The organism is Synechococcus sp. BIOS-E4-1 (assembly GCF_014279995.1).
GTDB lineage: Bacteria > Cyanobacteriota > Cyanobacteriia > PCC-6307 > Cyanobiaceae > Synechococcus_C.
Genome location: NZ_CP047935.1, coordinates 1,872,967 through 1,885,559 on the forward strand (window position 1 = coordinate 1,872,967; position 12,593 = coordinate 1,885,559).

Annotated in this window: 16 protein-coding genes; 6 read left to right on the plus strand and 10 right to left on the minus strand. The window is 49.1% G+C overall.

Features of this window, described 5'->3' with window-relative positions; all coding sequences use genetic code 11:
- Nucleotides 1-505 precede the first annotated feature (505 nt).
- Nucleotides 506-994 (minus strand): hypothetical protein, encoded by a 489-nt coding sequence (locus tag SynBIOSE41_RS10125; protein ID WP_186537732.1) that lies wholly within the window; start codon nucleotides 992-994, stop codon nucleotides 506-508.
- A gap of 265 nt (nucleotides 995-1,259) precedes the next feature.
- Between SynBIOSE41_RS10125 and SynBIOSE41_RS18380 the strand changes: the two genes are divergently transcribed.
- Genes SynBIOSE41_RS18380 through feoB form a run of 3 tightly spaced genes read left to right on the plus strand, consistent with a single transcriptional unit; the run spans nucleotide 1,260 to nucleotide 3,408 of the window.
- Entirely contained in the window at nucleotides 1,260-1,520 is a 261-nt protein-coding gene (locus SynBIOSE41_RS18380) for a FeoA family protein (RefSeq protein WP_186541076.1), read from the plus strand.
- 43 nt (nucleotides 1,521-1,563) lie between these two features.
- Nucleotides 1,564-1,995 (plus strand): FeoB small GTPase domain-containing protein, encoded by a 432-nt coding sequence (locus tag SynBIOSE41_RS18095; protein ID WP_255475702.1) that lies wholly within the window; start codon nucleotides 1,564-1,566, stop codon nucleotides 1,993-1,995.
- A 21-nt stretch (nucleotides 1,996-2,016) separates the two neighbouring features.
- Nucleotides 2,017-3,408: a ferrous iron transport protein B gene (gene feoB / locus SynBIOSE41_RS10135; protein WP_255475703.1), complete on the plus strand. Its 1,392-nt coding sequence runs from the start codon at nucleotides 2,017-2,019 to the stop codon at nucleotides 3,406-3,408.
- Between the two features lie 265 nt (nucleotides 3,409-3,673).
- Here the strand turns inward: feoB and SynBIOSE41_RS10140 are convergent, their stop codons facing one another.
- Entirely contained in the window at nucleotides 3,674-4,366 is a 693-nt protein-coding gene (locus tag SynBIOSE41_RS10140) for a ParA family protein (RefSeq protein WP_186537733.1), read from the minus strand.
- 708 nt (nucleotides 4,367-5,074) lie between these two features.
- Between SynBIOSE41_RS10140 and SynBIOSE41_RS10145 the strand changes: the two genes are divergently transcribed.
- On the plus strand, nucleotides 5,075-5,215 hold the full coding sequence (locus SynBIOSE41_RS10145) for a hypothetical protein (RefSeq protein ID WP_186537734.1): 141 nt from the start codon (nucleotides 5,075-5,077) through the stop codon (nucleotides 5,213-5,215).
- Between the two features lie 226 nt (nucleotides 5,216-5,441).
- Here SynBIOSE41_RS10145 and SynBIOSE41_RS10150 read toward each other — a convergent pair whose 3' ends face one another.
- The 4 genes from SynBIOSE41_RS10150 to SynBIOSE41_RS10165 form a co-directional block, all read right to left on the minus strand.
- Nucleotides 5,442-5,783 (minus strand): hypothetical protein, encoded by a 342-nt coding sequence (locus SynBIOSE41_RS10150; protein ID WP_186537735.1) that lies wholly within the window; start codon nucleotides 5,781-5,783, stop codon nucleotides 5,442-5,444.
- 369 nt (nucleotides 5,784-6,152) lie between these two features.
- Complete coding sequence (ppk2, locus tag SynBIOSE41_RS10155) at nucleotides 6,153-7,106, minus strand: polyphosphate kinase 2 (protein ID WP_186537736.1); 954 nt, start codon at nucleotides 7,104-7,106, stop codon at nucleotides 6,153-6,155.
- Between the two features lie 75 nt (nucleotides 7,107-7,181).
- Nucleotides 7,182-8,525, minus strand: coding sequence for an ATP-binding protein (locus SynBIOSE41_RS10160; RefSeq protein ID WP_186537737.1), 1,344 nt, complete (start codon nucleotides 8,523-8,525; stop codon nucleotides 7,182-7,184).
- 23 nt (nucleotides 8,526-8,548) lie between these two features.
- Entirely contained in the window at nucleotides 8,549-9,274 is a 726-nt protein-coding gene (locus SynBIOSE41_RS10165) for a response regulator (RefSeq protein WP_186537738.1), read from the minus strand.
- 143 nt (nucleotides 9,275-9,417) lie between these two features.
- Between SynBIOSE41_RS10165 and SynBIOSE41_RS10170 the strand changes: the two genes are divergently transcribed.
- Nucleotides 9,418-9,882: an EF-hand domain-containing protein gene (locus tag SynBIOSE41_RS10170; protein WP_370594120.1), complete on the plus strand. Its 465-nt coding sequence runs from the start codon at nucleotides 9,418-9,420 to the stop codon at nucleotides 9,880-9,882.
- Between the two features lie 83 nt (nucleotides 9,883-9,965).
- Here SynBIOSE41_RS10170 and SynBIOSE41_RS10175 read toward each other — a convergent pair whose 3' ends face one another.
- The 3 genes from SynBIOSE41_RS10175 to SynBIOSE41_RS10185 all read right to left on the minus strand — a co-directional run bounded on the left by SynBIOSE41_RS10175 (nucleotide 9,966) and on the right by SynBIOSE41_RS10185 (nucleotide 11,757).
- Entirely contained in the window at nucleotides 9,966-10,277 is a 312-nt protein-coding gene (locus SynBIOSE41_RS10175; RefSeq protein WP_255475704.1) for a hypothetical protein, read from the minus strand.
- A 280-nt stretch (nucleotides 10,278-10,557) separates the two neighbouring features.
- Nucleotides 10,558-11,199 (minus strand): DUF4335 domain-containing protein, encoded by a 642-nt coding sequence (locus tag SynBIOSE41_RS10180; RefSeq protein ID WP_231856979.1) that lies wholly within the window; start codon nucleotides 11,197-11,199, stop codon nucleotides 10,558-10,560.
- Nucleotides 11,200-11,757, minus strand: a complete 558-nt coding sequence (locus SynBIOSE41_RS10185; RefSeq protein ID WP_186537740.1) for a DUF3038 domain-containing protein — start codon at nucleotides 11,755-11,757, stop codon at nucleotides 11,200-11,202.
- On the opposite strand from SynBIOSE41_RS10185, the gene SynBIOSE41_RS10190 reads away from it, so the two are divergent.
- The gene (locus SynBIOSE41_RS10190; RefSeq protein ID WP_186537741.1) at nucleotides 11,756-12,319 is read left to right on the plus strand and encodes an adenine phosphoribosyltransferase; all 564 of its coding nucleotides are present in this window, start codon (nucleotides 11,756-11,758) and stop codon (nucleotides 12,317-12,319) included. The two genes, SynBIOSE41_RS10185 and SynBIOSE41_RS10190, sit on opposite strands and share 2 nt — an antisense overlap.
- A 51-nt stretch (nucleotides 12,320-12,370) precedes the next feature.
- On the opposite strand, the gene SynBIOSE41_RS10195 is transcribed toward SynBIOSE41_RS10190, so the two are convergent.
- Nucleotides 12,371-12,583, minus strand: coding sequence for a DUF2949 domain-containing protein (locus SynBIOSE41_RS10195; RefSeq protein WP_066905397.1), 213 nt, complete (start codon nucleotides 12,581-12,583; stop codon nucleotides 12,371-12,373).
- Nucleotides 12,584-12,593: the final 10 nt, after the last annotated feature.

A 12,593-nucleotide genomic window follows, 5' to 3' on the forward strand; every position in this document is an offset into this window, starting at 1 on the left:
TGATAAGCCTCCACCAGATATAAAATGCCTTGAAAACCGGAACAACAGGGTGACCAAGGCAAAGACGAGCTGACAAGAAAACGCCTTAAGCAAATACAAAGAAGGCCAGGTAACAATTTCTGCCAAAGTGAGCTGACTGAAACTCAGCAGAACGTGCGGATCGAAAAATTGAAGACCATCATTATCATGACCGAACTCGTCAGCCAAGGACAGAAAAGAAATCAAAAGAATAGGGTTTTCAGCGACCTCTCCGGTTAAGGTTAATTGTGTATGAGTCAAACTGATGCCCCATTGCAGCAAATGTGGCAAAATGCCTAATTTAGGCATTAAACGCCTGCTGAGGAGCTTCGGACACCTTCTTGAAGCGCTATTCCATTCAATTTCAAACTTACTGAAAACAAAAAAACAAAAATCAGCAAGTCAAATAACAATGAAAACGAGTGAAAAACCTTGGCCCTGAACAGGCCAAGGTAATTAAATCAAAGAGCATATTCACATTCAGGTCTTAAGCAACGATCCAAGCATCTTCTTGCTCGTCTCTTTGGATCGTTCCAGACAAATTATCTTTCCAATGTTCATAAGTTACATCGAACTCACGGTCCCAAAGGGCAGGAATGTCAATCACTGACTTCTTGAAGTAACCATCCTGAATTGAGCTGATGTAAAGCCTACGAAGAGCGACCCAGCGTGGTTCGTTCTTGTGTGACATCCTGAGCATAATATCTTGTTTCTCACCATCGATATCTTCATCAGGGATACAATAAAAATCCCCTACTCTTCGCTTAGCTCGTAAAAAATGACCCTCTTCGAGCAAGTGATTAGTAATCGCATTTTGACCGTCTTTTTGATCCAATAATTGGAACAACTTCCTAGCTCGCTTAAGACCAATTTGATATCTTCTATTGGCAAGCCATTGCGTAATTGCAGTACGACGGGTAATTGCTATTAAAACAAGCACAAGCGCAATGAGCAGTTCAATTTCAATAATCAGCATGATTACATACAATCAAATCTCAAATTAGCAGCGATTCAGAGGTCGACAAGCAACATCAACTACGAGGTATCAAATGTGACAATTCAGTCCTAATCTCAGAACGCATCTAAAGGATTTGCTTGTTTTTCGAAAAAAAGTGCAAAGATCATCAGTAAAAAATTCTACCGAAGTAGTCCTTTTCAGTCATTTTTCAGTCTTCTTTAATTGCCAGATCAATCTTAGAGCTCTAGCATTTTTACAGAGTTGCAACAGCCCATCCACGCAAATGAACTTAAGTGAGTTAGACGTCCATCATTCAGCAACAGTCGTTGGTGTCAGTAGCGACGGAAGTGACTTGAGCAATTCCTTCAAGGATCGTCTGGAAGCAATGGGAATAAGGAAAGGTAGAACGGTACGAGTAATGCGCAAGGCTCCTGGTGGAGATCCTTACGAAGTAAGAGTTGGCAGCACCACTGAAATTGCTATACGAAAGTCTGAGGCAGCTCTGGTTGAAATCACAGATGTCTTAGACACCAAAAAATCATGACCCTGTCCCTTCATTCTTTTTCAACTAGTTCTAAAACTTCATCATGATCACCGCAGAAACTGGTAAAACAATCCAGACAAAAAACGAATTACCAAGGATCGTTTTTATAGGTCAACCTAATACAGGTAAATCAACTTTCTTCAATCGTGTCACCAACGCGACTGCAGGAGTCGCTAACTGGCCTGGCTTGACGGTTGATTTCATGCAGGCGAAAGTTGAACGCGATGGGAAAACCGTCGAATTTGTCGACCTGCCTGGAATCTACGATCTCGATGGATTCACTGAGGATGAGAAGGTTGTTCAGGATTTTTTACAGCAATACAATTTTGATTTAGTTGTTTGCGTTGTTAATGCATCTCAGATTGATAGACAAATACTTATTCCACTGCAACTCAAAAAACTTGGTATTCCGAGTTTAGTTGCACTCAACATGGCTGATGAGGTTAAACGCTTTGGGGTGAAAATTAACACCTAGAAGCTGTCTCAGTACCTTGAAATGCCTGTCTTTACGATCAGTGCAAAATACGGCGCTGGCTGCAGTCTGGCAATCGATGGGATCTGGAATACTGTTAACGACATCAAAGATTCATACAAGGTATCCGAGCTTGTTGAATTCTGCCGAGAGAATAAGATTAGCGATGAAGAAATTCAAGAATCCCTAGATCAAGGTATTGAAATGCCACCAGAAAATCTGGTGACATTTACGAACCGAATGGATGCAGTGCTTCTGCATCCGATTTTCGGATTGCCAATCTTTTTCCTGACCATGTTGGCCCTCTTCCTCTTTATCTGGAATGTGGGCATGCCAGCGCAGGATCCGGTTGGGGACTTCACGGATTGGTTACAAGCAACTGTCTTAGAACCAGGATTGAGCTTTCTCCCTGAGATCGTTAAAGATTTTGTAATTAGTGGACCTTATACAGGATTCGCTTCGTTGCTCGGCTTTGTGCCACTTGTTGCCTTCTTCTTTGTGGTGATGACGGCTCTCGAAGACAGTGGTTATCTCTCAAGAGCTGCATATCTGATGGACAACATCATGCGCAAGGCAGGTCTTGACGGCCGAGGATTCGTCATGCAGTTGTTTGGATTTGGCTGTAATGTCCCTGCGATCATGGGAACAAGAACCATTCGTTCACGCAGTCAGAGATTGCTTTCGATTCTGGTTATCCCATTCGCATTATGTTCTGCAAGACTACAAGTTTTTGTTTTCTTCCTGGGAATCATCCTGCCCAGCTATTTGGGTGCTGTAGCCCTATGGCTGCTTTACATCATCAGCTTTATCGTGGCATTTGTGATGGCGATGATTTTCAATGCCAGTGGACAGTTCAAGTCAAAAGATCCGTTTGTCATTGAATTGCCCCCTTACAGAACTCCAACATTCAAACAAGTTGCATTGAATGTATGGAGTGAAATGAAGACGTTCGTTCAAAAACTATCAGTCTTCATGATTATTGGTACGACGATCACTTGGTTCCTTACTAATTATCCTGGTGGATCCGAAGGATTGAATACCTACGCAGGACAAATCGGAACTTTCTTCCAACCCTTGATGGCTCCTTTGGGCATCAATCCGTTGTTGACTGTTTCACTCATTATTGGCTTCGTCGCCAAGGAAGTTCAATTGGCTGCAGTTGCGACAATGTATGGATTGAGTGAAGGAAGTGATGCACTCAAAACAACACTGGGAGGTGCTATCAACTTCCGGCAAGGTTTCAGTTACTGTCTTTTCAGCCTTCTGTACGTTCCATGCTTAACGACTGTTGCAACCATTTGGGGTGAAACAAAGTCAGCCAGGTTCACCCTATTTTCTGTTGCTGTATCAATGATCGTTGCCTGGGTTGTTGCTTTTGGATTCTATCAGATATACGGTTTGATCTTCACCTCTTAAATCCAATAAACTTAAAACCCGATGGTATTTCCATGAATTGCCATCGGTTTTTTTATTGTCTGTTCTGCATCATGACATCGATATCCACAAGTTGGATGCAATCATCGAGAATCACCATTGCCGGTTAACAATTTAAAGCGAAACAAGTACATTTACTGAAGGGAATTCGATCCCGATATCTTTTTACTAATTGTTTACTGTGAAATCTGCGACTAATATTTTGGAAAACATTACATTCTAATCAATCAAAGTAATGATGATTTAATCATGCAGCTCTATGTTCCAGGGGTGTAAAGTCCCAACCTATTGGAGTTGAAGAGATATTTTTTTCTCGATGAGTCTGATAAAGGTCTTCAATCTCAATGCAAGCTTTGTCATAGGCATACCAACCCATCATGCGCCTTGAATGTGCTCGACCTCTTTTATCAACAGACTGATCCACCGTGACACCATTGGTTTCAGCACTCTCAAAAGCGCTTAAAAGAGGAATTTGAGAGTTTAAAACATGAATACCAAAACCTTCAAGGATTTCAATGGCTGAATCTGCTGAAGATTTTTTACGCGAATCAACCTTAACCAACAAAGCAGCATAAGGAATACGATAATTGTTTAACAACGTCGACATTTCAACAGTTAATTCTAACGAGCGACTCTGAGGAGTCGTAGGAAGGACAATAATATCAGAGCCTTCAACAAGATTTTTAAGTTCTTCTTCGTTGCTGCTTGCTTGACCATCTGTCACAACAATATCCGCACCTCTAGCTGCTTTAGCTGCTGCTTCAATGGGAATCACGGGGTAGGGAAGCAATTCACGTGCTGCATAAGCAGTTGCCGATCGATTTCTGTCCGCATCAATCAAAGCAACTTTCTTTTGTTGATGGGCCCAAATGGCAGCAAAATGAACGCTCGTACATGTTTTTGCAACTCCTCCTTTCTGACCGAAAACAGTGATAAACATTGTTTGGAAGGAATTTTTAATATCATTACGTCAACAAGCAAGATGTCAAGTGCTTTTAAGCTCCATGTCATATCCGAAACATAATGAAGAATCAGCTGTTCCTGCATGAGTCACAGGAAAAAAAGAGGATCAACAAGATCACAAATCAAATATTTACTTGATCAAGATGGGCCAAAGCCAAAACAAGCCAAAATATGCGATCGGAACTCACCGAAAGCTCAACCGGGCAAGCCACAGATTGATAGCAATCAACGAGTTGTCTAGAGTTCTTGCTTCTTGATTGACATGAAATTGCTCATCCATCCATGTGATGTTCTACTCAAGAGAGATCGTTGGACGAATCCCAACGCCAATAAAAAACGGGGCGGTATCCCTATCGCCCCGACTGAGAACAAATGTCTGAGGCAAGGAATCCAGACACGTTAATTATCACGAATAATGAGGGACGACTGTGGATCCACTGGTCTATCCGGAGGATTCATCCATCAATCGTGCCAGCACTCCTCCTGACTTCAGCGCGAATCAGACCGAAATAAGAGGCAGCCAGCAACAGCAGATGACATGAGCCTTTGCTTGGAATGCCTGACCAGTGCACAAACCAATGCACGATCTGAGCTCAGTGGCAGGAACCTGAGAATGATCAAACAGTCACGGCTCGTTGCATGAAATCACACGTGATGATCACTGCTTCTGGCCAGATTACTCTCTATGAACGAAAATTCAAACGAAACTCTGCCTCAACAGGAGGACGTTGAAAGCTTCACCGCTTGGATGAAACGCAACCGTCTCGACAGTGGTCAGCCGTGGTTGTTTTATGGCGAAGATGAGTTGTTCGAAGATGTGGTCTAAGCAAAATCGGCCTGAAAATATCTAATCTATTATTGAACGAATTGAATGAATAGTAAGCCATGAGCTTATCAACCCCATGGTTTTCCAGCACCTTTAAATTTGCCACAAAAACACAAAACAAATCTCAATTCATCCGATCGAGAAACAATTAATTGGCAATATTATAAAAATTAGTACCCATCAATTTTACGGCCATTAATTATTCACAACGCGAGCAATGGCGCGACTAGGCAACTCGATTCTCGCCAGAAATGGCTTGACTCAGTAGCCCGGGAGAAACATTTCCTGTGTTGGAATCAAGGAACCACTGTTCGAGCTCTATGAATTGAATCATCTCAAAAATTTCATTCACAGACGCCAAGTCTTGTTGCATGAATTCCATAACCACTCTGATTTTTGCATAAACTTCGATCTCTGATCCGCAAAAATATCGAACAGGGCCTTGAACACCTCGACTAATGTATTGGTTGAGGAATCTTTCAAGGCTGTCTTTCTCGTATCCATCCGCAATCGAACTCTTTAGCTCAATACATTTTATTGTGAAATAGCTGACTGATGCATCAGACATGGATCAAAAAAAATTTGCGTCATGCTAGTGGTCTTGATTCTGCCTCTGCGGACAACCATATACACCCTTCATCTACTTAAAGCACTATGAGCAGGCCTGACTGGCCAGAAGAAAGACCCGATGTTTAGATAAAGAGAGTCCTATTCTCTAGAAAAAACTTTCAACCAAATTACGATAAAGGCCATCAGGGTTTGTCATTACCATAGATCAACAGCACGAAGTTTGACCATAAACTTTGTCAAGCATGACTGGATGATTGCTACTACTGCAAAACGATCTAGCCACAAGAAACAAATATTTTACAACCAAAGAGTTGAATTTGGATCAAAAATGATCAACATTCCATCCTTATTTTAACCTGAACCTTGTTCAATAGGGGTAGCCATTAGGAACAAAGAATTGTTCGTTAATGGGAGGGCGTGCATAATCACCTTTTTTGGGTCTGGGAGGAAGCTTGATCCCAGGTGGAGTCATGTCTTCCCATGGCACCTTAGTGAGTACATGGCGAAGACAATTGAGTCTGGCTCTCCTCTTATCATCTGCTTCAACAGTGAACCATGGAGCCTCAGGGATATTAGTTCGCGTAAACATTTCATCCTTTGCCCTTGAAAAATCAACCCAACGATTACGAGCCTCAAGATCCATCGGACTCAACTTCCAACGGCGTGTGGGATCATCAATGCGCGACTGAAAACGCATTTCCTGCTCGGTGTCGCTGACAGAAAACCAATACTTGAGAACAAGAATGCCGCTGCGCACCAGCATCCGTTCAAATTCAGGAGCATCATCAAGAAACTGTTCGACCTGTTCAGGGCTACAGAAGCCCATCACACGCTCAACACCGGCTCGGTTGTACCAGCTTCGATCGAATACAACAATCTCACCAGCAGCAGGAAAATGTTCCACATAGCGCTGGAAATACCACTGGCTTTTTTGGCGCTCCGTTGGTGTTCCCAATGCCACAACCCTGCAACCTCTTGGATTCAGTGGTTCGGTCAATCGTTTGATCGTGCCGCCTTTTCCAGCAGCATCACGCCCTTCAAAGAGAACGATCATCCGATAGCCGGTTTCACGAATCCAGTACTGCATTCTGACCAGATCAGTCTGCAGGCGGATCAATTCAGCCTCATAAAGCTTCTTGTTCAGCCTTTTAATCTTTTGATGTTGATCTTCCATGAGATCGCCAAGCAGCTCTGATGGACTGTCAATGTCCTGTGCACTGCCGCCGAGGCTTGCAAGAGCAACTTCAGAGGCGCGGCCTGACCGACTTTTGTCCTTGGCTTGATCGTGTTTTTTTGCCTTGCTCTTGTCCTTGTTGCCCATGTTCTGAACAAATCCGTTCCTATTAGTGGCAGAAGACGTGACTAGCTCACCAACAGCTCCAGTTTTTCTCAGATTTCAGCTCGCCAGTGACGCGGACTGACCATCCGGCCAAGGCAGGCTGAAACGGATCGCAAACCTGCCTAGATCAGTGCCTGAATCGGTATTGGCGCGATGGATGCACTCCAGCCTGCCGCCATGCAAACGGGCGACATGAGACACAATGGCTAGCCCTAGACCGCAATGGCCCTGCTGACCGCGTGATGAATCAAGGCGGTGAAAGGGCTGCAAAGCCTCTTCCCATTGCTGGGCAGGCATCCCTTTGCCTTGATCCCAGACATCGATACAGCAGCGTTCATTTTCGACATGCAAACGCAGAGTGACAGGGGCCACTCCATAGGAGAAAGCGTTATCAATCAAGTTGGCGATTGCACGACCGAGGGCAACGGGTTTGACCGAAACGGACAGCGGAGCCAGATCAAGACGCAATTGATCTGCCGGATGGCTGCTGGCCACCTCCGCCAGCAATTGATCCAGGGGAACTTGAACCGATGTTTCACTGTCACCACCGCCGGCAAACAGCAAAAACTGTCCAGTGATTCTCTCCAAAGATTGAAGGTCACCAGCACAACGCTCCCGCTCATCTGCTGAGAGCTGTGGCATGGCCAGACGGAACTGAAGACGGGTGATCGGTGCTCTCAGATCATGCGCGATCCCGGCAAGCATGGTGGCCCGCTCTCGACGATTGTCAGCCAGCCTCTCCACCATGGCGTTGAAACGCTGAGTGAGGCGCTGGACCTCAGGAGCTCCACGAGCCGCGACAGCATCAGGGTCCTCGCCTTCACCGACTCTGGAAAGCGCTTTCTCTAACCCACGCAAAGGTGCCTCCACCTCCACCAGCAGAAACAAGCCACCGCAGATGATGCCAGCGCCCACGAGGGAAAGTCCGAGCAGTGTTGGTTCCGGAGGCCAATGCATCATCGAGGGCACGTCCACACGCAGCCAGATGGGCTCCAGAGGGGAAATCAGTTCGATCCAGACGCTACGTTCTCCGCGGGCAGCCCGGTCGGGCAAGACCATTGGGCAATGGGAGAGTCGTTGACAAAGCTGAATTTGCAACGCATCTGCCTGACGTTTGAAAGCCGCTGAGGGTGGCAGAGGTGCGGGTTTCGGGCGAACCGTGACCTCGAGATCAAGACCGCTCAGTTCCGCGACCAGATGAGGTGGATAACGCTCGAGTGCCAGCTCAGTGAGTCGCACGTTCAGGGCTAGCTCTCTGCCGAGCTGAATGGTTTGCAACTGCTCCAGTTGACGACCGAAGAGAGCCTGGAAGACCACCAGGCAAAAGGCCGAACTACCGAGGGCCAGTCCTCCCCAGCCCAGCAAAGCAGTGAAACGCTTCTGCCAAGGACGGGAAGGCATCGACAACAGTCGTGAAAGAGAAATCAGCGGGATCGCGGCTGGCCGTCAGGTACGAACACATAGCCATAACCCCAGACTGTTTGCAGGTAGCGCGGGCGGGTTGGATCCGGCTCCACCAATTTGCGCACTCTTGAAACCTGAACATCCATGCTGCGGCTGTCAGTATCGCAGCCGGGTCCACGGGCCAGCTCAATCAACCGCTCGCGCGAGAGAGGGCGATGAGGGTGCTGAACAAAGGACGCCAACAGGCTGAACTCGCCACTGGTAATGACAACAGGCTTGCCTTCACGGGTGAGCGTGCGGGCAGCCAGATCCAGCACGTTGTCTCCAAACACCACATCGCCACCCTCAGCCAGAGGTGTGCCTGCGGGCAGGGCACTGCGCCGCCTCAACACCGCTTCAATCCGAGCTGAAAGCTCACGCGGCAGAAAAGGTTTGGCCAGGTAATCGTCAGCCCCCTGCTCCAGACCAATGATCCGGTCAACGCCCTCTGCTCGGGCCGTGAGCATCACCACCGGCAGGTCATCTCCGGCATCCCTGAGACGACGCAGTGCTGTCAGCCCATCATCCCCGGGCATCATCAGGTCGAGCACGATCAGATCAGGTCGCTGAAATTCCAGCCGAGCCTCAAGCTGCTTCACATCGCTGAGGCTGCGGACGTCATACCCCTGATCCAGCAGATAGGTCCCAACCATCTGACGCAAATCAGGGTCATCATCGACCACCCAGATCATCGAAGTGCGGGGCATGAGTTCTGTCGATGCTTCAAGTTGCACTGATCGTATGGATCCCTTTGCCTCCTGTCGCGCTGAAACGAACCTTGTCACAGCTGATCGGATCACTGTCACGACTCAGACATGTCCATGTCGCCCAATCTCCATATGCTCAACGAATGGCGAAGTGCTTGTCACAACCGGTGTTGATGGCTTTCGTGCTGTTCGGGTTGCAAAGTCTTGGCCTGTTCTCCGCTGTTCTGGCAAGCCCACGGCATGTTCAGGTCTATGGGAAACGCATGGAGGCACTGTTCATCCGAATGGATGTCAACGGTGACGGTCGGCTGGAAACGGGAGAAGTCCGGGGTCGGCCGTATTTCGAGAGACGACTGCAACGGCCTGATTCACGGGGCTACTTGCTGCTGAAAGATCTCAGACCCCTGAGCCCTCATCCCAGTGGTCAGCGGCTGCAGAAACGCTTCCATCAGGCCGATCGCAATGGTGATGGTCGGATCGACCGGCATGAATGCCAATCACTACCTTGGTTGAGCAGAAATTTTGTGAGTTTCGATCTCGACGCCGATGGCGGACTAACACTTGAGGAACTGTGGACGGTGCAGCGTTCGCTCGCTCCGCGCCCATGATGTTGTTCGCGAATGATGTTTTTGGCGACTGATGTTTTTCATGACTGATGTTTTTCGCGACTGATGCTTGCCGCCAAGGATGCTCAACGTCTGGGCCTGGATCGACGCTGAATCACTTGACTCGGCTTGGGCCGCTCAGAGCTGAACAACCGTGTAAAGGATTTAACCAGGCGGAACACTCCAGACACCAGAGCCAAAAGGCCTGCGAGAAGAAGCATGGCAATCAGGATGACCGCGGCCAGACCAAGCAAGGCCTCCAGCAGCTGTCCCAGGCCTCGGATCAGATCAGCAATGGCTTCGCTGACCACCACCATGGCGTCGACCTTCTCAGGCAACCAGCTCAGAAATGCGAGCAACCCTGAACCAAGGGCCAGCAATAAAACACCCTCAAGCATCTGACGGCCGACTGAAACAGCCCTCGACCGGGGGCGCTTTCTGAACACTCTCCGAGTCTTTGGCACAGCACTAAGAGGTCTCAGATTTGGGGAATTCATGACGCCGTCTCCTGAGCGAGGCGGGTACTCAGTGACCGGCGCTCAAAGGCGATCAAAAAGCAGAGAGACGCTGACGGCAAGAACTCAGCGATCCAAACAACAGAACTCTTGAGGTTGGACGGACTCACTGCTATGCGAAAGCTCAGGCATTCGGGTCATTCTGAGCTGCCTGGCTCAGAGGTCAACGCTCTTGATCAGGTTGTGCAGGATCGCTGATCGGAGTGTCTGTTGTGACCTCGGGGACCTGAGCAGGCTTTGGAGATTGCACTTCAGGCAATGGCAGCAGAATCCCCAAGGCGCCCAACACCACAACGGCGGCACCTCCAAGCAGCGGAGCTGTCAGCCTTTGCGTCAAAGGGATCCGCTCAACAAGATCGCGGCGATGAAGTGGTTCATGCTGAATCGATGGCCAGGCAAGACAGACACGACCATCGCTTCGCAAGGCATCAAGACAACGAACGAGATCGGCCAGTTGAGCATCATCAAGATGGATGGACAGTGGCGGAATATCCGGCTGGCCGCTGGTGAGATCAAGACGATGCTGAGACCCATCAGGGACCAGCCTCACTGGATCGTTCAGCGCTCCTAAAGACCGAACCACACCTGAAAGACGCAGACGCACATAGGGAATCACCACCTGCATCAACGCTTCCAGATGTTCGCGTTTTCCCTCCAGCTCTGAGGCACCGACAATTTTCAAGCGCCAAGTGGAAAGAATTCCGATGGCCTGATCTGCATGACCGGCTGAAAAGTCAGGCAAGCCTTCAACTTCTAGTCGTGCAGTGGTTTGGTCGTAGCGGTAGGACTGTTTGAGCATCACCATTCAGGGGGTCGGATCAAGAAGACTGGCGCGGAGACGATCCACCCCACCGGGGCCAGCAGCAAGTGCCAGGGTCAACACCAGCTGCCGCTGCAGCGGGCCTTCGGGCGCGCTGCCGAGGAAGCGCTGAATGGCTCCACGCCGCAGATTCATGCGCTCTTCAATCAGGTCGCGCAGACGCTGATGGACCAGCTCCCAGCGCTGGCGAGTGAGCTCCCGAGGCTCTTTGCTGGAGAGCAACTGGTGAAGCATCGGATAGAGACGGTCGGCCATCACGCAGAGGATCCTGATCAAGGCCTCTGTTTCCACAGCACTGAGTTGACCACGTCGCGTGGAACGCCTGAGCGGGTTATGGCAGCGACGTTTCCAGAGCTCAACCCGATTGGGAAAGATTGTTTCAAAGCCAAGCTGACGGGTCGCCCAGAGCATGGCCTCCCCTCCGTTCAGGTCAAGAGATTCAACAGTGAGCAGAAGCAGATCTAGGCGCTCGAGAGCACGGCGGCCAAGAACCGCTTCAGGGATCGACGGATCTGGAGCCGCCTCAGCAGTGACATCGGTCATGGCTGCGATGATGCCAGGGTTGAGGCCTTTGCGTCACCACCCTGTGGATCTTCGTCAGTTCATTCGCGATGTGCCGGACTTCCCAAAACCAGGAATTCTGTTCCGCGACATCTCGCCAATGCTGCGCGATCCCCATGGATGGAGCGCAGTGATGCAGCAACTTGGCGACGTCTGCGACCAACTCCAACCAGACCTGATTGTGGGCATTGAGTCCAGGGGCTTCATCGTGGGCACTCCTCTGGCAACCCAAAAAGGGATTGGCTTTGTGCCAGTCAGAAAACCTGGAAAACTTCCAGGCGATGTGACGGGTGTCGATTACACCCTTGAATATGGCTCCGATCGTCTTGAAATCCAGACCGATGCTTTGGCGGATGAATCCCGTGTCCTGCTGGTGGACGATCTGCTTGCAACAGGTGGAACGGCAGCAGCCAGTGTTGAACTGATTCAAAAGGCTGGAGGAAAGCTCGTGGGCTGCGGGTTTGTCATTGAGCTGGCAGGTCTGGCCGGACGAAGTCGATTGCCGGAGGAGCTTCCTGTCACATCACTCATCCGTTACGACTGATTCAGAGCAAGAGGCTGGACGGTCAACCACGCAGCTCATCACCAGGGACGTTTAATCCTGCTGCTGTTGCCAATCCAGAACCTCCTGATATTGCGTGAGGTTCAGCAATCCAAAACTCCAGAGAACAACAGGAAGGGGAGCCTGCTCCAGATGGGCCTGACGAATGCCGAGATTGATGGCGTTCTCACTCAATCCCAGCCGCTGCTGCAGAAAGCCAATCAACGCGCGGGAAGCCACTGGCTGTGGATCACTGCTGATGACCATCAACTGCAGA

What these genes read in the sequence shown, in the direction of transcription:
- SynBIOSE41_RS10160 (WP_186537737.1), bottom strand. Translation starts at nt 8,525, where the DNA reads ATGCCTTCCCGTCCTTGGCAGAAGCGTTTCACTGCTTTGCTGGGCTGG.
- SynBIOSE41_RS10125 (WP_186537732.1), bottom strand. Translation starts at nt 994, where the DNA reads ATGCTGATTATTGAAATTGAACTGCTCATTGCGCTTGTGCTTGTTTTA.
- SynBIOSE41_RS10185 (WP_186537740.1), bottom strand. Translation starts at nt 11,757, where the DNA reads ATGACCGATGTCACTGCTGAGGCGGCTCCAGATCCGTCGATCCCTGAA.
- SynBIOSE41_RS10140 (WP_186537733.1), bottom strand. Translation starts at nt 4,366, where the DNA reads ATGTTTATCACTGTTTTCGGTCAGAAAGGAGGAGTTGCAAAAACATGT.
- SynBIOSE41_RS10145 (WP_186537734.1), top strand. Translation starts at nt 5,075, where the DNA reads ATGAACGAAAATTCAAACGAAACTCTGCCTCAACAGGAGGACGTTGAA.
- SynBIOSE41_RS18095 (WP_255475702.1), top strand. Translation starts at nt 1,564, where the DNA reads ATGATCACCGCAGAAACTGGTAAAACAATCCAGACAAAAAACGAATTA.
- SynBIOSE41_RS10175 (WP_255475704.1), bottom strand. Translation starts at nt 10,277, where the DNA reads ATGCTTGAGGGTGTTTTATTGCTGGCCCTTGGTTCAGGGTTGCTCGCA.
- SynBIOSE41_RS10170 (WP_370594120.1), top strand. Translation starts at nt 9,418, where the DNA reads ATGGCGAAGTGCTTGTCACAACCGGTGTTGATGGCTTTCGTGCTGTTC.
- SynBIOSE41_RS18380 (WP_186541076.1), top strand. Translation starts at nt 1,260, where the DNA reads ATGAACTTAAGTGAGTTAGACGTCCATCATTCAGCAACAGTCGTTGGT.
- SynBIOSE41_RS10195 (WP_066905397.1), bottom strand. Translation starts at nt 12,583, where the DNA reads ATGGTCATCAGCAGTGATCCACAGCCAGTGGCTTCCCGCGCGTTGATT.
- SynBIOSE41_RS10150 (WP_186537735.1), bottom strand. Translation starts at nt 5,783, where the DNA reads ATGTCTGATGCATCAGTCAGCTATTTCACAATAAAATGTATTGAGCTA.
- SynBIOSE41_RS10180 (WP_231856979.1), bottom strand. Translation starts at nt 11,199, where the DNA reads ATGGTGATGCTCAAACAGTCCTACCGCTACGACCAAACCACTGCACGA.
- SynBIOSE41_RS10165 (WP_186537738.1), bottom strand. Translation starts at nt 9,274, where the DNA reads ATGCCCCGCACTTCGATGATCTGGGTGGTCGATGATGACCCTGATTTG.
- ppk2 (WP_186537736.1), bottom strand. Translation starts at nt 7,106, where the DNA reads ATGGGCAACAAGGACAAGAGCAAGGCAAAAAAACACGATCAAGCCAAG.
- feoB (WP_255475703.1), top strand. Translation starts at nt 2,017, where the DNA reads ATGCCTGTCTTTACGATCAGTGCAAAATACGGCGCTGGCTGCAGTCTG.
- SynBIOSE41_RS10190 (WP_186537741.1), top strand. Translation starts at nt 11,756, where the DNA reads ATGGCTGCGATGATGCCAGGGTTGAGGCCTTTGCGTCACCACCCTGTG.